Source organism: Candidatus Hydrogenedentota bacterium (assembly GCA_013359265.1).
GTDB lineage: Bacteria > Hydrogenedentota > Hydrogenedentia > Hydrogenedentales > SLHB01 > JABWCD01.
Genome location: JABWCD010000017.1, coordinates 34,849 through 51,684, shown reverse-complemented (window position 1 = coordinate 51,684; position 16,836 = coordinate 34,849). Strand labels below are relative to the sequence as shown.

15 protein-coding genes are annotated in these 16,836 nt (G+C 60.2%); 8 read left to right on the top strand and 7 right to left on the bottom strand.

Annotation, left to right across the window (positions count from 1 at the left end; genetic code table 11):
* Window positions 1-5 precede the first annotated feature (5 nt).
* From HUU46_15625 to HUU46_15610, 4 genes are read left to right on the top strand one after another with little or no spacing between them, the layout of a single operon-like run.
* A complete protein-coding gene (locus tag HUU46_15625; protein ID NUM55075.1) occupies window positions 6-968 on the top strand; it encodes a branched-chain amino acid ABC transporter permease in 963 nt (320 codons plus the stop codon).
* 6 nt (window positions 969-974) lie between these two features.
* On the top strand, window positions 975-2,060 hold the full coding sequence (locus tag HUU46_15620; protein ID NUM55074.1) for a branched-chain amino acid ABC transporter permease: 1,086 nt from the start codon (window positions 975-977) through the stop codon (window positions 2,058-2,060).
* Window positions 2,057-3,088, top strand: a complete 1,032-nt coding sequence (locus HUU46_15615; protein NUM55073.1) for an ABC transporter ATP-binding protein — start codon at window positions 2,057-2,059, stop codon at window positions 3,086-3,088. Before HUU46_15620 ends, HUU46_15615 begins: the two co-directional genes overlap by 4 nt.
* The gene (locus HUU46_15610; GenBank protein ID NUM55072.1) at window positions 3,088-3,813 is read left to right on the top strand and encodes an ABC transporter ATP-binding protein; all 726 of its coding nucleotides are present in this window, start codon (window positions 3,088-3,090) and stop codon (window positions 3,811-3,813) included. The genes HUU46_15615 and HUU46_15610 overlap by 1 nt, the downstream gene beginning before the upstream one ends.
* On the opposite strand, the gene HUU46_15605 is transcribed toward HUU46_15610, so the two are convergent.
* The 5 genes from HUU46_15605 to HUU46_15585 form a co-directional block, all read right to left on the bottom strand.
* The gene (locus HUU46_15605; GenBank protein ID NUM55071.1) at window positions 3,789-5,252 is read right to left on the bottom strand and encodes a hypothetical protein; all 1,464 of its coding nucleotides are present in this window, start codon (window positions 5,250-5,252) and stop codon (window positions 3,789-3,791) included. The two genes, HUU46_15610 and HUU46_15605, sit on opposite strands and share 25 nt — an antisense overlap.
* 196 nt (window positions 5,253-5,448) lie before the next feature.
* Complete coding sequence (locus tag HUU46_15600; GenBank protein ID NUM55070.1) at window positions 5,449-5,928, bottom strand: hypothetical protein; 480 nt, start codon at window positions 5,926-5,928, stop codon at window positions 5,449-5,451.
* 146 nt (window positions 5,929-6,074) lie between these two features.
* A complete protein-coding gene (locus HUU46_15595) occupies window positions 6,075-6,491 on the bottom strand; it encodes a hypothetical protein (GenBank protein ID NUM55069.1) in 417 nt (138 codons plus the stop codon).
* A complete protein-coding gene (locus HUU46_15590; protein ID NUM55068.1) occupies window positions 6,469-7,077 on the bottom strand; it encodes an RNA polymerase sigma factor in 609 nt (202 codons plus the stop codon). Before HUU46_15590 ends, HUU46_15595 begins: the two co-directional genes overlap by 23 nt.
* Complete coding sequence (locus HUU46_15585) at window positions 7,077-7,991, bottom strand: DUF4097 family beta strand repeat protein (protein ID NUM55067.1); 915 nt, start codon at window positions 7,989-7,991, stop codon at window positions 7,077-7,079. Before HUU46_15585 ends, HUU46_15590 begins: the two co-directional genes overlap by 1 nt.
* 330 nt (window positions 7,992-8,321) lie before the next feature.
* Here HUU46_15585 and HUU46_15580 point away from each other — a divergent pair, with 330 nt between their 5' ends.
* The 3 genes from HUU46_15580 to HUU46_15570 all read left to right on the top strand — a co-directional run bounded on the left by HUU46_15580 (window position 8,322) and on the right by HUU46_15570 (window position 9,468).
* A complete protein-coding gene (locus tag HUU46_15580) occupies window positions 8,322-8,732 on the top strand; it encodes a hypothetical protein (protein NUM55066.1) in 411 nt (136 codons plus the stop codon).
* 107 nt (window positions 8,733-8,839) lie between these two features.
* Entirely contained in the window at window positions 8,840-9,067 is a 228-nt protein-coding gene (locus tag HUU46_15575) for an AbrB/MazE/SpoVT family DNA-binding domain-containing protein (protein NUM55065.1), read from the top strand.
* Complete coding sequence (locus tag HUU46_15570) at window positions 9,067-9,468, top strand: type II toxin-antitoxin system VapC family toxin (protein ID NUM55064.1); 402 nt, start codon at window positions 9,067-9,069, stop codon at window positions 9,466-9,468. Before HUU46_15575 ends, HUU46_15570 begins: the two co-directional genes overlap by 1 nt.
* A 92-nt stretch (window positions 9,469-9,560) precedes the next feature.
* Here HUU46_15570 and HUU46_15565 read toward each other — a convergent pair whose 3' ends face one another.
* Entirely contained in the window at window positions 9,561-12,608 is a 3,048-nt protein-coding gene (locus HUU46_15565) for a sigma-70 family RNA polymerase sigma factor (GenBank protein ID NUM55063.1), read from the bottom strand.
* A gap of 165 nt (window positions 12,609-12,773) precedes the next feature.
* Between HUU46_15565 and HUU46_15560 the strand changes: the two genes are divergently transcribed.
* Complete coding sequence (locus tag HUU46_15560) at window positions 12,774-14,492, top strand: DUF4962 domain-containing protein (protein ID NUM55062.1); 1,719 nt, start codon at window positions 12,774-12,776, stop codon at window positions 14,490-14,492.
* Here the strand turns inward: HUU46_15560 and HUU46_15555 are convergent.
* A complete protein-coding gene (locus HUU46_15555) occupies window positions 14,478-16,829 on the bottom strand; it encodes a YfhO family protein (GenBank protein NUM55061.1) in 2,352 nt (783 codons plus the stop codon). The genes HUU46_15560 and HUU46_15555 overlap by 15 nt on opposite strands.
* Window positions 16,830-16,836: the final 7 nt, after the last annotated feature.

Below are 16,836 nucleotides of genomic sequence, written 5' to 3'. Positions count from 1 at the left end.
CAGCGATGACGAACACCGAGGTTATTATCCAACAACTGATCATCGGCCTGTCCAATGGCATGATCATCGCCCTGATCGCCCTCGGATACACGATGGTGTACGGTATCATCGAACTCATTAACTTCGCCCACGGCGATTTGTTCATGCTGGGCACCTTCCTTGCCCTGACGATTCTCGGTGTGCTCGGCATCGATCAACTTCCCGAACCGGCGATGATCTCGTGGTCCGTTTTGCCGCTGTTCATTGCGGTACCGCTGTTCTGCGCGGGATTGAATTGGAGCGTGGACCGGCTTGCGTACCGGCCGCTGCGGTCGGCGCCACGGCTTGCCCCGCTGGTCTCCGCGATTGGCGTGTCCTTTGTGTTCGTGAATATCGGTTTGTTCTGGGGCGGTGTGCCGATGGACGTGTTCAGCGGCGGTGTTGCCGCGGCGGCCCCGAAGGATTTTCCCGCGCTCGTATCGACCGACAATCTGTTGGGCGAAGACAGCAATATCTTCGTCACATGGAACGAAGTGTTGGTGTTCGGCATGACGTTGCCGATGATGATCGCGCTAAGCCTGCTGGTGAAGTTTACGCGCCTCGGCAAGGCGATGCGCGCCGTCGCGCAGAATCAGATGGCCGCGCGCCTCATGGGCGTCGACGTGGACCGCGTGATAGGCGCGACCTTCCTCATCGGCGGCGCGCTCGCGGGAATCGCCAGTGTTGTGTATGCCTCGTACAACCAGACCATTTACTTTCAGATGGGATTTCGCGTCGGGATGGACGCGTTTACCGCGGCCGTGCTCGGGGGGATCGGCAGTCTGCCGGGCGCCGTGCTGGGCGGCATTCTGATCGGCGTCGTGCGCGCGGCCAGCGATCAATACATTGCCACGGAATGGACCAACGTCGTTGTATTTACGATCCTCATTGTCGTGCTCACGTTCCGGCCCTCCGGATTGCTGGGCGCGCACGTCCGCGAGAAGGTGTAGCGCGGCATGCTCGGGGGGATTCGCCGCGGCCTTGTTGTTAACGCCGTTTGGGTGCTGTTCGCGGTCGCGGCCGTCATTCCATTCCTCGATATGCTCGTGCCGCAGGAGTACCGCATCGCCGGATTGATGCGGCCCATCTTTATCTTTGCGATTCTCGGCCTCGGATTGAACATCGTCACAGGCTACACCGGCCTGCTCAACCTTGGCATCGCGGCGTTCATGGCGATCGGCGCATACAGTTATGCCATTCTCACGTGCGAGATTTATCCGTTTCGATTGGGGTTTACGGCTGCTTTGGCGATAACTATCGGCATCGGGGCGATGGCGGGCGTGGTGCTCGGTCTGCCGACGATTCGGCTGCGTGGCGATTACCTGGCCATCGTTACGCTTGGGTTCGGCGAAATGGTCCAGGATTCGCTGAAGAACCTCGACAACATCACGCAGGGTACACAGGGAATCAATCCGCTTCCGGCGCCCGCGGTTTTCGGTCACACGCTCGGTATGCAAACGATTCTTCCCTCGTACTATTTCTTCCTCGCGCTGGTTGGCATCGTTGTCGTGTTCAGTCGAAACCTCGAACATTCCCGGGTGGGGCGTTCGTGGATTTCGATCCGCGAAGACGAAATCGCCGCGACGTGCATGGGCATCAATCCGGTCAAAGTTAAGTTGCTGGCATTTGCGATGGGCGCTGCGCTGGCCAGCATGTCCGGCGGGCTGTGGGCGGCATATCTCGGCTCGACCGGCGAGCCGGGGAATTACGATTTTCAGATTTCGATTATCGCGCTTTGCATCGTCATCATCGGCGGTATGGGAAACATCGGCGGCGTGTTGCTCGGCGCGTTTGTCATGATCGGATTCAACTCCATTCTGCTCGTAAAGCTGACGACGCTCCTGCAACAAAAGGGCTGGATGAACACGCAAAACGTACTGACGGTCCCGGGCAATTGGAAGTACATGATTTTCGGTCTTGCGCTTATTCTCGCGATGCGTTTCAAGCCGGAAGGCCTCCTGCCGTCGCGACAACTCAAGGCCGAACTCCACGAAGCCGCGGACGAGCGGCGATCGAAACAGGGAAAGGTCCGTGTGCCGTGAGCCTGCTGAGCGTGGACAATGTCACCATCCGGTTCGGCGGCTTGACGGCGGTCAACGAGGTGGACCTTCAGGTCGAACGCGGCCAAATCTTCTCCGTGATTGGTCCCAACGGAGCGGGCAAGACGACCGTTTTCAATGTCATTACCGGCGTTTACGAGCCCACCTGCGGCTGCGTGCGCATCGATGGCCGGTCCGGCGCGCGGCCGGTGTCCCTGCGCACCGTGTTGGGCATCGCGTTTATCACGCTTGCCACGGCCGCCGGGTTTGTGATTGCGCTCAATATTCGCGGACTGTGGGACGCCACCGTCACGGCGAACTACGTGTTTCAGGAGGCGTTCCCGTGGGGCAAATCCATCGGGGATGCTGTCGCGTTTTTCCGCGAACTGCCTTGGACGTCGAGCATGCTGCCGGCCCTCGCCGGCGGGCTCGTTGGATTCGCCGGGGCCGTCGCGGTGTGGCGCCGCGCACGCTGCACGCCGGACGTCATAGCCTGCGGGGGCATTGCGCGCACATTTCAAAACCCGCGGCTCTTTCATCAAATGTCCGTGCTGGAAAACGTTCTCGTCGGAATGGATACCAAATTCCGTTCCCGGTTCTGGCACGCGGCGCTGCGGCTGCCGTTGTTCTTTCGCGAGTACCGCGGCGCCGAAGCGAAAGCGATGGAATTGCTCAAGTTTGTGGAATTGGACGACGACGCCAGCGCGCCGGCGGCTTCTTTGTCGTATGGACACCAGCGCCGGCTGGAAATCGCGCGCGCGCTTGCGAGTGAGCCAAAACTTTTATTGCTGGACGAGCCCGCGGCGGGAATGAACCCGAGCGAGTCCGACGACTTGATGGTCTTGATCCGCAAAATTCGCGAGCGCGGCGTTTCCGTGATGCTCATCGAACACCATATGGACCTTGTCATGGAGGTATCCGATCGCATCGCCGTTCTCGATTACGGCAACAAGATCGCGGAAGGCACGCCGGACGAAGTCCAAGCCAATCCGAAAGTACGCAAGGCCTACCTCGGCACGGAAGACGCCTGATGGCCGCGCCATTGCTTTGCATCCAGAACGTCGTTGCCGGCTACGGGCCGATCGAAGCCCTCAAGGGCGTGTCGCTCGAAGTGCACAGCGGAGAGATTGTCACGCTCATCGGCGCGAACGGCGCGGGCAAGTCGTCGACCCTCATGTGCGTGTCCGGGTTGTTGCGCGCGCGCAGCGGCGCGGTGCACTTCGACGGCGCGGACATCACGGGCTACAAGCCGCACACGATAGTCGAGGAGGGCCTCGCGCAGGTACCCGAAGGCCGCAAGATTTTCCCGCGGCTTACGGTGCTCGAAAACCTCGAACTGGGAGCGTACCTGCGCCGCGACCAGCAGGCGATCAAACTCGATATTGAAAAGGTCTATAACCTGTTCCCAATTCTGGGCGAACGCAGGCGGCAACTCGGCGGGACACTGTCCGGCGGCGAACAGCAGATGCTCGCCATTGGCCGCGCGCTGATGAGTCGTCCGAAAATGCTGTTGATGGACGAGCCGTCCATGGGCGTCGCGCCGATACTTACCGCAAAAATCTTCGCGACCATACGCGAGTTGAACAAAGAAGGCATGACAATACTTCTCGTGGAGCAGAACGCACACCTTGCACTGAAGACGGCGCATCGCGGGTATGTCATCGAAACGGGAACGATCGTACTCGAGGAAAAGGCGGAGCTGCTGCTGAAGGACCCGCGCGTCAAGGAAGCCTACTTGGGCGACGACGACGATTGACGCGGCCCGTCTCCGGCCTTCGGCTTGAGCACCAGGTATGAATGAAAGCGTGCCACTGGTTCGTAGTGCTGGAAGACTTTCTCCACAAAACCCGGGGGAAAGTGCAAGCCGCCGTAATGCGTCACGCCGAGCCATGCGCCGTCCAGCTCGAATTCGCCGGTTTCCCTGTTTTCGATCGGCGTCAGCACCACGCCACTGAAGAACTGCGCTTCGATTCTCGACCATAGGTCGTCGCGCACGCGTGGGTCGTTGGCGCTGGCCAGCCGCAGATTGAACGCGTCCAGCACATAGGGCGTGTCGCCGCCGATCACCGGAACCCACGGGTCTTCCGACAGCACCGGGCCTGACGTACCTTTTGCGGCGTTGAACGCGTTGATGCGGTCCCGTTGGAGCGGTTCCGGGAACGCGTAGAGCGCAATCCCACACACGATGAGGATCGCGGCGCTGGAGACAAATCCCGAGATGGAAAGCAGTCGCCGTGCAATTGGCGCAAGTGATGCCTGATTTGCGAGCACAACAAGCAGCACAACGCCCGCGACGTGAAGGTCGAGTAGGTGGTTGAAATCGATTCCGGGCGATCCGAATATGAGTACCGTCGCCGCCAATGTCCATAGAAAATATTGCGCCGGCAGCTCTCGGAACGACGCTCGCCGAACCGTGGCCACACCCAGCGAAGCCGCAAGAAAGAATGGCAGAAACCCGAGATCAGTGCAGGCAAACAAACCGAACTTCAGCGGCGCTTTGAGAATATCGGCCATACCCGCGCCGCCGGAGCCGCAAACGCGCATGGATTCAACTACGCGCCCATCGCTGGCCCAAAATATTGCGGCGACGCACACAAGCATGCCCGCGGCGGCCGCAAGCCCCATACGAACCGCGCACTTCACGTGACGCGCAAGGATCAGCGTCGAAATGCTCGCGGCAAGACCGAACAACGTCGTAATCTTGGCCGAGAACGCGAGCACAAAAAGAAGAACCGGTACCCCCACGTGGATTGAATCCCGGCCGCGTTGGCGCGCCAACAATGCGAGACCCCACGCGTTGAGCGCAGCCGGTAGAAGATCGCCGCGGATTGTAGTGATTGCGAGTTGGCTTGCGATGGACGCGAGGCTGAGCACAGCACCGCAAACCGCCCAGTTGCGCGAAACGCCCAACGCCCGCAACAACGCGAACACGCCGGTGAGCAGACCGGCGGCGGAAGTACCCGTGAGAATCGAGCCGGCAATAACCGGGTCATTCATGGTATTAATCAGTACGCCGTGCAGCGCGAAGTGAAGGGGCATGTAACGTGTGCCGCCGTAACCCAATGGTCCCATGATGGACCTGTACAACGTTCCGTGTGCGGCATCGACTGCCAATGCCGTCCATGACCCGCTTACAAACCGAAGGCCAGCGCCGCGAATGAGCATCACGCAAACGCACACAAGGGTCGCGGCCACCAGTGCCGCGCAGGATGCCCGAAGGAGACGGTCAGGTTGGTGTGGAGTGCCAGCAGGCAAATTGGATGGCGTCACTAACATAACTGCAACACGCTACCGGGGACTCGATCGAAACGTCGCCGGTTTCCGTACAAAATAAAAGTGCTCCCGGGAATGCCCGGGAGCACTTGGCGATACGTACTTTTGGCGCGGAGGTTTATTCCTGCCACTCTTCTTCGACAGTTTCTTCGTCGGCCACGATTTCTTCGTCGCCTTCCCCGCCTTCGACGTCGATGGCCTCGCCCAACTCGGCGTCGGCGGCGACTTCCTCGCTCTCGACTTCCAGCACGGTTTCGGCGACGACTTCCTCGTCGGTACCTTCGTCTTCGTCGGACTCGGTGTCCTCGAAGCCGGTATCGGTGCTGTCGAACTCGGCGGCGGTTTCGAGATCGCCGACGTCAGACACGGCTTCGTCTCCGTAGCCCGCGGGGAGGCTGACGGCCAGTTTGCGCGCGCCTTTCTTCAGCGCGGGTCGGCGTGCAGGCCGATCCTCGGAAGGCCCAAGGCGAACAAGTTCGACGTCGTCGGGATGATCCTTCGGGCGCCACTGGTCGTCCGGGCATTTGAACCCGTATTTCTCCGCGCCCCATTGAGTGAACCTGCGGTTGCACTTGGGGCAAACGTATTTGACAGCCATTATTGGGGAAACTCCATGTCCGACACCCACAAAAGCGCAGGATTATACCAGACGGGTCAGGGTTTGCAAATCGCCCATTTCAGGAAGCCACCGGACTTTGGGTATTTCGGCGGCCGGTTGATTGTAAGTCGTTATTTTATAACAAGTTAGTGCTGGCGAGCGGCTTTGCCGCGAAACCGTGGAATAAGCACCCAAACGAGGACGGCTACCGTCAGCGTGCCCGCTCCGGCCGCCAATGCGAGCAGTATTTGGGCCCAGGACTGCACAACAAACACGGTCATGTAATCGAGGTAGCCCATCGCGCCGGGAAGCGCGCGAAACGACCAGCCCTGATAAAACGCAAGCGCGGGCACAACGACGACGGTAAGCGCAACCATCGCAAATAGAATCATGCTCGCGACCACCCGCGATTGGAACCCGTGGCGTTCGTGCGACGCCATCGCCGCGACACGGACGCGTTCCTCGACGCGCCGGTGGAAACCCGCCGGCACCGCGCGCATCGGCTCGCTCTTCAGCGCGTCCTCGATAAAGCGATCGAGATCATTCATGTTGTTCAGGTCCATTGGTCCCCATCTCCTTCTCGACAATCTTCCGCAGTTGTAGTCTCGCTCGATGCATCCACGTCTTCAGCGTGCCCATCGGAATTCTCATGGCTTCCGCGATGTCCTCGTAAGGCACTTCCTGAAGATAATAAAGCGACACAATGGTCGCGTACCGCTCGGGCAATTTCGTCACGCAGCGCCGGACGAGTTCAGGCATATCACTGGTTTCCCCGGGTTGAGTGGAGACTTCGTCCTCGTGGGACGGCGTGAGTTCCACTTCGCCCCGGCGCTTGCGCCGGTTGAGTTCGGTGAGGCACACACTCGACGTGACGCGATAGAGCCAGGTCGAAAAGCTGCAATCGCCGCGAAACCCGTGCAGCAGCCGGTAGGCCTTCAAAAACGCTTCCTGCGCCATGTCTTCGGCGAGCGAATTGTCGCGCATGAAGCGGTAGGCGAGGTTGAAGACGATGCGTTCGTGACGTCGGATCAATTCGGAGAAGGCCTCGACCTCGCCGGCGCGGGTGCGCTGTACCAGCGCAAGATCGGAGTCGTCCGTCATCCGCGCCCTTTCCGCATTTGGCCAAGCGGCCGCCGTGGTGGAAGCCATTACTCGCTCCTCGCAATCACGATATTACCATTGAGCGTATCGAGATTTATCCGGGCACGGCCGTCGCCGATGGTACCCTTGAGGTACCGGGGCTGCTGTGCGCCCTCCGATGTATTGACTACGAATTGGCTCTCGACGTTTCCACGCAAGGCCGTCGCCGTAATCGACGCGGACGCGTCGTTCGCCATTTTGACGTTGACGCCGCCGTTTTGGCTCGTCAGCGTCGCTTCCTCGACGCCCGCGCCAAGCAAGCTGGCGTGAATCACGCCGTTGTCCGTCGAGGCATCCAGACGCCCCCCCGCCACCGCGGCGTACACGTCGCCGTTTACCGTCCGCAACGTGGCGCCTTTGGGAGCTTCGGCCAACTGAATGCGGCCATTCACACTCTGGACGTCCACGGTGCCCAAGGGCCTCACAATGTCTATGTCGCTGTTGCGCCCGACGATTCGCACGTCGCCGCACCCTTCCCGTACCCAAACATTCCCATTGTTGCTGGTGATCTCGACATTCGTGCCTTCGGGCACGGTGAAATCGTACTGAACGAAGATGTCGAAATCCGCACGCCGAGGTTCCGGCTCTGTTTGAACTATCAGCGTACCCTGCTCCTCACGCACGCGAACGAGGTCCGCGACGAGTCGTCTTAGTTCCTCGTTGCTGGTGTCCCCGCGCCGGAACGCCCGAATAACGGCCTTGCACGCGATCGAATTACCCTGTCCCCGGACGACTGTTACCAACCCGTCAGTACTATCCAACCGCAGCGTTCCCGGGTTGGCGTGCACGAAGTCGCGGACCTCATGCACGTCCGCACGTCCTACAAGTGGCGGTAGCTTGGGCGCGATGAGACGCACGCATAGCGTGATAATTAGCAGGGCGATGCCCGCTGCCGTCAATACGCTTTTTAGGTTCGCGCTCATTCATAAACTTTGACTGCCGCGAGGATTCCCCGGTTTCACTAAGTCGTGACTGGGTTTGGAGATACTGTGGGTGGTGCCAACCGGGTGAAACCCGTACGCCGCGACGAGGGTCGAACATGTAGAAGGCCGACGAGATTGGCCTCGATAATTGACAACCCGGGGCTGCGGTAAGGCCAGTTGGCTCAAGCCCTTACAGTTGAAGGTGTAGTTGCTACCCGGCGGGACGTGACTAGGTAGGGCCAGATCCAGCGTAACAAAAAAACCTCCTTTTCTTGTTCCACTCGACCCCCACGTCCCGCCGGACCCCATTCAACCGGACCGCTCCAGCGTATGGAGACACTTTTCTTACTTATACCGCTACTGCTAATCCTCGTTACGCTTGCGTACGGGGTAGCTCAGGTATTGATCCGCGCGTGGCTCGATTACCGCGTCCGCATCGCCTTCCTGGAAAAGCTCGAAAAGAACCCCGCGCTCCTCGGGCCCCAAGCTGACGTGACCGCCGTAATGAGCAACCTCACCACCACGAGCATCCCGTACCAACGCCAGAACTATTCCGTAACCGGATTGGTTCTTTCCGCCATCGGCGTCGCGTGCTTTGTCGGGGGCCGCTTGATGCGCTCCGGCGAACTTGCCGTGGGAATCTACCTCGGCGGCGTATTCTGCGTCGTCCTTGGCCTCGTAATTGCCCTCTTCGGTTTGATCATTCGGCTCATGTCCCGGCCCTCTGCCCGTCCCGGTTGAGTTCGCCCGGGATGTATTCGGCCGCGCGACGTGCGGGTCATTGCTTTTCCCCCTCGCGTCGGTAATACTATTACCGGTAAGAGTAATGGATTGGAGGCCTGCGTCCGATGAAGGTTACGACGAAAGGGCAAGTGACAATTCCCCTCGATCTCCGCGAAAAGACAGGAATCGTTCCCGGTTGCGAGGTCGAGTTTTCCGAGGAAAAGGGGAGACTGTACCTGCGAAAATCCAAGTCGTCGCCGCGAGGCCGGGAGATCGTCAGAAGCATGACCGGAAAGGGGGCCGTCAGAATGACCACCGACGAAATCCTCGCGCTGACAAGGGGGAAGGATTAATGCCCGTCATGGTAGATTCGTGTGTCTACCTTGACGTTTTCAGTAAGGATGTGACCTGGTACGAGTGGTCGGCGGGGGCCTTGGACGCCGCAATATCGTCCGGCACGGTCGTGCTGAACGCGGTCATCTACGCCGAAATTTCCATTCGGTTTGACCGGATAGAAGAGCTTGAGGATGAGCTTGATGGCGAGGTGTTCGAGTTTCAGGACATACCGCGCGAGGCAGCGTTTCTCGCCGGAAAGTGCTTCGCAAAGTATCGCCAAAGGGGAGGGCAAAAGCGGTTGCCGCTCCCCGATTTCTTCATTGGGGCCCACGCGCTCGTGGCCGGTATCCTGCTCGTCACGAGAGATGCTCGCCGATTTCGCGAGTATTTTCCGGGCCTTGCTCTCACGTGCCCATAGTCGTCGGTTACGTGGGGTAACGCCCGCGCGCGGAATATCCGGTCGCCAGCAAGATCCGGGCTGATAGGGCACGATCTCGCACGATACCGCGCTCATTCCGCATCCGGCTCGGCGAACTCGAGGTCAAAGCGGTTCTCCACTCCTTCCCTGATGAATACCTCGCGGGGTTCCATCTCCGACAGCACCGTGTTCAACGTGGAGGAAGTGTATTTAGCGGTAAGGGTCGCCGGGCCGGAAGGAAGCCCGTTGAGCCGTGGTTCTGGGAGATGTCCGATAGAAGAGTAAATCTTTTCGATTTGACCGCCTTCAGAGACATACGTGAGTTCGACATATGCGTTCCCTTCGGCCCCGGCCAGCGCCGGACCTAGCTTCACTTCGAATACGGCCGACGCCGTGCCGTCGCGCAATCGAACATCGTACTTCTTATTCTCTTCTCCGCTGAATTGGATCGGCACGTCGATTACGCGGCCAAAGCCGCCGAGCATCGGATTGAGGTGCAGTACAAGCTCGCCGGTGGGAATACCTCTGAACGCATACCGGCCTTGCACGTCCGTCGTACATTCCTGGCGGTAGCCGATCGTGTTTTCGTCAATCTGTTGGATTAGCTCGATGCGCACGTCGGCAACACTCTCTTCGCCCATGCTCACGGTGCCGCCCAGGGTCGCGCCACGCGTCAGCGTGATTTCTGCGCGCATTTCTTCATCCGCGACAACGGTAACGGGCACCTTCGCGGGCGCGTAGTCCGGGTGCCAGGCTTCGAGCGGCCATGTGCCCGGCGGCGCATCGGCAATGACGAATTCTCCCTTCGCATTGGTGCGCGCAGACCCGCCAATCCTGCCTAGGTCGAGACCCACGGCGGCGTCGCGCGCGGGTTGGCCGTCCGGCGTGCGGACCACGCCGGAGACGGTGCCTGCCCTTGCCAGTTTGACGACGACGTTCTCTTGGGTTTGACCGGAAGACAGCACGAACTGTTCGGAGAACCCCATCGTGTACCCCTTGGCACGCGCCGCAAGACGCATCTCATCGGGACGCAGCGAATGGAATTCGAAGCGCCCATCCTCGTCGTGAAACGTCGTCCAGCGCATCGCGGGTCCGGGGACCAAGACTTCAAAATCGGCGATGGGCGTTTCGGTGGCGGCATCGAGTACCTGGCCGCGCAATTTCGCCATGCGTGGAACGACGAAATCGACGTTCTCGGCGCCGGCTTCCGCAATTTCGGTGTACCACGCGGGGCCGGACCACGACACGCCCTGCGCGTTCACTTCGTATTCGCCCGCCCCCAAGTCGCGTAGCTCGTAGTTGCCATCCGCGTCCGTGTCAGTACTGCTGTTCGCATTCATCCGCGACGTCCATACGCGAATGCCGCGCTGTGGCGCCCCTGCGTCGTCCGTAACTCGGCCGGAGATCGTCAGTGTGCCTGGGACGACACAGACCAACTCTACACCGCTCAAGTGTTCCCCGGTCGCAACGTCGATCGACTGATTGTCTTCCAACCGCTGCGAGGAGGAGTTTCCCGAAAGCGTGACGTTAAATCGGTAGCGCGATTCGTGTAGCCCGCGCAATTCAAACGCACCGGCGGCATCGGTCGTGACGGATTGGGACGACGTAAACACGCCGCGCGGCCACGGCACAATCGACGCATCGGACAGTGGAGTACCCTCTTGGTCGACCAAACGTCCGGCGATGGTGGATTCGGGCGCCATCGTCAATACCAGTCTATCGACACCGTCGGCGGGAATCTTGATCGGCCCGTGCGGCGCGGCCGCCAGCCCTTCGTAATGCGGCCAGAAATACGCTGGCAGATCGGTTCCGAACCCCGTGATTTCGAATTGCCCCTTCTCGTCTGTGCGCGCGTCGGTTTCGACCTCGTTTGGGTCCGACCACGCGTTTATTAGCGCACCTGCCAAGGCGTTGCCACTTGGCCCTATGACCTTTCCACGGACGGCGAGCCCGCGCACCACGGAAAAGTTGACGTCGCTGACAACGGAGCCCGCTTGAACGCTCAACTTCTTCTCCTGGTCTTTGTAGCGGCTGCGCGGATAACGACGGACGAAATCTTCGTCCCAGTGCAATGAAATCCAATACTCGCCCGGCGATAGCCCTTCGAAAACGTATTTGCCCTCCGCATCGGTCTGTGCGTCGGATTCGCTCTTCGCGCTCGGGCAACCAAGCTGAATTGTTGCCATTGCGACTCCATTGCCGGTGTCCTCCTCCACCAGTCTCCCGGAAATGCTCGCCGTTCCTTGTGCCGCAGTTGCAGTAGTTGCTGGTTCAGGCTCGGGTACTGACGATCTGGTTCCATGCGCGGCACTCGAAGTTTCTTGAGTTTGTGCCGGTGCTTGTGGCGCCAATGCGCGCACTGTCTTGGCAGGTTCTGCGCCGAGTCCGGCAGGTTGATATGTCATAAATGCCGTTACTCCGGCAGCTCCAACCACAACTGCGAGCGCCGCCGCCTTGATCAACGTGGCAATACCTAGCACGCTCGCGCCGGCGGGCGCGGCGTCCGTCCATGATGGACAAACGGCAAACACAGCGGAGGCGATTTGTTTTGAACGCCGATCGCGGCGCGTTTTTTCGGTTGCGTCAGGCTCCATAGACTCCAGCAATGCTTGGCCTAACGCGTGCCGGACGCGTTCGAGTTGCTTACGAACTGCGGAGTGAGACATGGAAAGCAACGCGGCGATTTCGCGCGTTTTCTTTCCCGCCTGGTATCGAAGCAGCACCAACTCGCGATCATGCTCGGACAAGTCTGCAATCAGAGCTGGGAGAAGTTCTTGCATGGCGGTCATTTCGCCAGTGTCCCGTGCGGGTGTTGGCATGGCCGTCTCCAATCGAAAACGCTCCAAGTGTTTGGCTTGCTCGCGATTCTTGCTGAGGTTTGCGCGCGCGACGTTTCGCGCGATGGTGACGATCCAGCCGCCGAACCGATGGCACTCGCGCAAGGTGTCCAACGACAACCACGCCTTTAGAAAGGCCTCCTGCGCGACGTCTTCTGCATCAGCGTAGTTCTTGGTGTACGCCATCGCCACAGCGGACACCGGCGGCATGTGCCTGCGCACCAACTCGGCGAAGGCGTCAGGGTCGCGAGCGAGGGCGCGCCTGACAAGGCGCGCGTCGACCCAATCCCGAACGATTCCCACGTCCAATCCTCCCTCCGATATTATCCATCAATCGGGCACCATACAGACTGGCAAAACCGGTTTTTGTGACATACCCCTACTTTTGCCGTGCGCCGCGGCGCCATTGAATCGGGTGACACGCGACCGGGAGAATCTCTGCGAAACGAACATCTGCGGGGTGTGAATATGAAAGGCGCCAATGGACACGTAGTGGTCGGCCTCTTGGGTCTGCTCACATTCGGGATCGCTAATGCTGATCGTCCAACCTCGTGGCGTACGGGACATCCACGACTGTTCTTCGATTCCGAGGAACTCTTCAAGCTTCGCGCCGCGCGGACCGAGCCGGTGTATGCGGATATCTGGCGCAACATTGCCGATTCGGCGGAGTGGTGTCTCAGGAAAACTCCGCGGGCGGAATGGATCGCGCCGATCGCGGACGACCCGAACTATGAGAACCTCTACGACCGCTTTTACGCGATGATGATGGACATGGCGATCACCGAACATCTCGCCTTCGCTTATGCATTGAGCGGAGACGACCGCTATGGCGACGCGGCGCGCGCGTGGACGCTGGCGTGTTGCCGCGCGTGGAAGCCGGACGCGGACGCGGCGCCGGACGGCGGCAAGGCCTACGCCGTGATGCGGCTGCTCAAGGGCGTTGCCGTGGGGTATGACCTGACATATGAGCGGTTCACCGCGGAGGAGCGCGCGGAAATCGTTGCGATGCTGTCCGCGACAGGAGCGAACTATTTTGAGCGCTACTTCACGACGCCGGCGATTTCCGGCCCGGATTTTCACACCCACCACGCCATCGTCGAGTGGAGTTCGTTTGGTATTGCGGCGCTCGCGTTACTGGACGAAGCACCAGCGGCGCGTCAATGGTTGAATGCGACGATCACCAAGTTTTGCGATCACCTCCTACCGAATGGCCTTGCTCCGGACGGCGCGCAAATCGAAGGCGCGACGTTCTGGGCGTCAACGATGCATTACCGCATCTTCTTCATGGACGCGCTGCGGCGTGTTACGGGCCGCGATTTGTTCGATGAATTTGCCGATGTAATGAACGCCAATCTCGCGCTTGCGTCTATCGCTGGCGAGAAACGCGCCGGATGGGACAAGCCGCACGAGACGATTATACTTTCTCCCTCGTACGGCCAGGTCAACTACTACGCGCCGATCCTTCTCGCGCTTGCAGGGGAATACAAGAACACCCACCTGCAATACCTCGCGATGTGGGACAAGACCCTCGGAAGCATCCAGGAGACGCGTTACATCACGCCGAACCGGAAGGAACAGTTGCTCTTCGAGCTCGGCGGATACGCATATTGTTGGTACGCGCCGGGGGTGAAGCCTGAACCATCCAACGTACCCCTGTCGTACCGTTTTCCGTCTGTGTTTCAAGCCTACGCGCGGGAGTCGTGGCAGCCGCGAGGAATCGTCGCAGCAATCGATCGCAGCGGACAGGTCATCGTTCACGCGGGAGGGACCGCCGTTTTGATTGCGCCGAGCCTATCGAATGAAAACAAGTCGGTTCCGGAGGTCGAAGACGATGACGGCACTGCCCTGTTGCGTTGGCGCGAAGGAGAAGGGATCGGCGTCGTCGTGTCGCTCCAACGTCCCGGCAGCGTTCGTATCGAGTGGATCGGCTTGCCGGATCAGTGGTCGTTCTGGTGTTTGGAGGCGCCGGTATTCTCAGACGGTACATTGACATGGCGTGACGCGGTGCGCATGCATGCGATCGACGGCACCATTTCAGGCGTCGCGCCGGACGGTCATCAACCGGTCCACGCCGTCGGCAACGGGAAACTGCAGCTCGTCAACCCCGAACCGGAGCGCTATCCGTTGATTTCGGTCACGCCCGGAGCGGGTGGCGCATTCCGGGTGGAGATATCACGTTTGAATTAGCGTGACAGTTCCCCGTTGTCGCACCAACAACAGCAGTGCGACCGGACACGCAATTGCCAAGGCTACGAAGGAGATGAATAGCCCGTAACGAAAGCTCGCCGGGCGGTATGTGAACTCGATGATATGTTCGCCCTGCGGAACGTGTACGCCGCGGAACAGGTGATACGCCGGGAAGATTGTGGCCGGCGCTCCATCTACCGTCGCCTCCCAGCCCGGGAAATAAGCATCCGCCAATACAAGCGCGCATTCCTTTTGCGCGTGAGCGCGAATTCGGACTAATTGCGATCGCCACTCCTCGATCACCGCTTCGCCCGTAGGCGTATCGTCGAGTTCCGGAAGATCAAAATCCGTCGCACTATCGGTATACGCGGTACCACGCGGATTAAAGTCCGGCTGTTTCATGGCATCGAACATCGCTTCGGTCGACGGGAACACGACTACTGCGTCCACGAGGCGTGCGCGGGGTATCGGATCGGTGCGCTCCGCGACGATTGTTCCTTCGGCCTCAAATACGGGGCGGTACGCCGCGGGCAGCGGCTGGCCCTGTGCAAACAGCGTGTAGTCGCACGAGAGCAACGCGTCGGCGGTAGAGCCCGGTGTGAAATCCAGCGAGTCGTAGAACCGCTTGAAGCGAATCGGAAAGATGGCGTCGTAACCGCCGTATTCCTCGATACTGTAGAGGGCGGGATAGCCGCTCCGGGCGCCGCACGGATCGAATCGCACCCGGCACGGCGGCGGGATGGCGCGCAGGAATTCGGTGACCTGCGTCCGCGGCGCCATATACGACCGGGGATTCGACGGAATTACTCCGCGCATTGCTTGGGCTTGGTCCAGGATCGCAAGGACACAGAGCGCACCGGCGACGGTCCCCGTTCGATTGGGGTGGCGCACGCACTGCGCCAAGAGCAGAAATGCCGCGCACGCGAGAGCGACGGCAATTCCGTATTGCGTTACCGTGTATGTACCCAGGTCGGCCCCTTCGCTGATGATCGTGGCGTATTCGAGGGAAAGGTACGGTGCTGACACGGCGATCGCGCCGATCAGCAGACCCAAAACCGCAATCGAAATGGCAGGCGTTCTGAGGTCCCGCGTGGAGGGTCTTGCATCGATCCACGCTTGCAGCGCCACGACGGCGCAGAGTGGTAAGGCCAGCGTCGGGAACGCAAGGAAATACGCAGGTCGGCTCTCACGGATTACCGGGAGTGCATGGACGATCGGCGCCAGAGGGAACTCGGTCGCGCAGTAGAAACAAATGAATGAGACAACGAGCAGCACGCGTGTCCGAAGCCGAAAAAGCGGATCGGCGATAGGGCGGCGCGTCAGCAAGGAAAGGCACACCCACGCCGTCATGCCAAGGTACAGCATGCCGATGTAGGTGTGCGGATTCGTGCCCCAAAGGTTCTGGTCCCAGCCGGTGCCCCGCATGCGCCCGCCCCAGAGGCAAAGCAGGTCGAATATCGAGTAGCGATACGACTCCAACGGCCGCGACCCAGCCATGTTCGTGAGCCGGGCCGCGTGGGGCAGATACTCGGCAAACGGCAACACCTGTACGGCCGCAAGCGCGAATGCCATTACAAACGCGACTAAGGCGCTCGATGCGGAGAGTGCGATATGACGAAGCGTGGGCCTCGATGTCGCGAGCCTGAGTAGTGCATATAACAAGATTCCGATGCAACCAAGCAGGAGCGTCGACGGATGGGCCGCAAGAATCCCCATCGTTGCTGATACGACCGTCAATGCAACGCCGGTGCGGTATCTTCCGATCAGTATTGACTCGACACCGGCAAACAGCAGCGGAAGCCACGCCATGACATCGGGTGGCGGATAGAATGTCCAGTGCAGGTTGTATCCCGCGAGCATGAACAGAATCGAATAGAGGTTCGCGAAGGGAACACGCAGCCCGAGAATTCGCGCGGCGATGAACGCGTTAAAACCGCAAAGCCAAAGGCGAAGCAGGAAATAGACCGTCATCGCCACATACGTGTCGCCCACCAGCCGGAACAGGAGACGCGGCGGGTAAAACACCGCGGTCTGCATATCTCCAAGCAGTGGCGCACCAGTGAATTGGTAGGGATTCCACAGCGGCACCTCACCGCGATCGAAGGCCGCGTCGGTGAGCGAATACCACGCCGCTGCCGCGACCGTCGCCTCCGCGGCGGTAGGATTCTCGTAACCTGGATCCGCGGGACGATGCGCGAACCACGGCGGCACTTCATACAGATTGTCGATCGGCAACAGTATCTCGCCGCGCAGGAATACCCCGGGATAAATGGGAACGAGGGCGGCCACGAGCAGCGCCGCCTGGATCACGTATTGCGACAAGCTACGAACGCGCATGCAGGCG

Bases quoted from the DNA above. Each gene is read 5' to 3' on its own strand.
- HUU46_15585 (NUM55067.1), bottom strand. From the start codon at position 7,991: ATGAGCGCGAACCTAAAAAGCGTATTGACGGCAGCGGGCATCGCCCTG.
- HUU46_15555 (NUM55061.1), bottom strand. From the start codon at position 16,829: ATGCGCGTTCGTAGCTTGTCGCAATACGTGATCCAGGCGGCGCTGCTC.
- HUU46_15560 (NUM55062.1), top strand. From the start codon at position 12,774: ATGAAAGGCGCCAATGGACACGTAGTGGTCGGCCTCTTGGGTCTGCTC.
- HUU46_15610 (NUM55072.1), top strand. From the start codon at position 3,088: ATGGCCGCGCCATTGCTTTGCATCCAGAACGTCGTTGCCGGCTACGGG.
- HUU46_15595 (NUM55069.1), bottom strand. From the start codon at position 6,491: ATGGACCTGAACAACATGAATGATCTCGATCGCTTTATCGAGGACGCG.
- HUU46_15600 (NUM55070.1), bottom strand. From the start codon at position 5,928: ATGGCTGTCAAATACGTTTGCCCCAAGTGCAACCGCAGGTTCACTCAA.
- HUU46_15575 (NUM55065.1), top strand. From the start codon at position 8,840: ATGAAGGTTACGACGAAAGGGCAAGTGACAATTCCCCTCGATCTCCGC.
- HUU46_15620 (NUM55074.1), top strand. From the start codon at position 975: ATGCTCGGGGGGATTCGCCGCGGCCTTGTTGTTAACGCCGTTTGGGTG.
- HUU46_15580 (NUM55066.1), top strand. From the start codon at position 8,322: ATGGAGACACTTTTCTTACTTATACCGCTACTGCTAATCCTCGTTACG.
- HUU46_15570 (NUM55064.1), top strand. From the start codon at position 9,067: ATGCCCGTCATGGTAGATTCGTGTGTCTACCTTGACGTTTTCAGTAAG.
- HUU46_15625 (NUM55075.1), top strand. From the start codon at position 6: ATGACGAACACCGAGGTTATTATCCAACAACTGATCATCGGCCTGTCC.
- HUU46_15590 (NUM55068.1), bottom strand. From the start codon at position 7,077: ATGGCTTCCACCACGGCGGCCGCTTGGCCAAATGCGGAAAGGGCGCGG.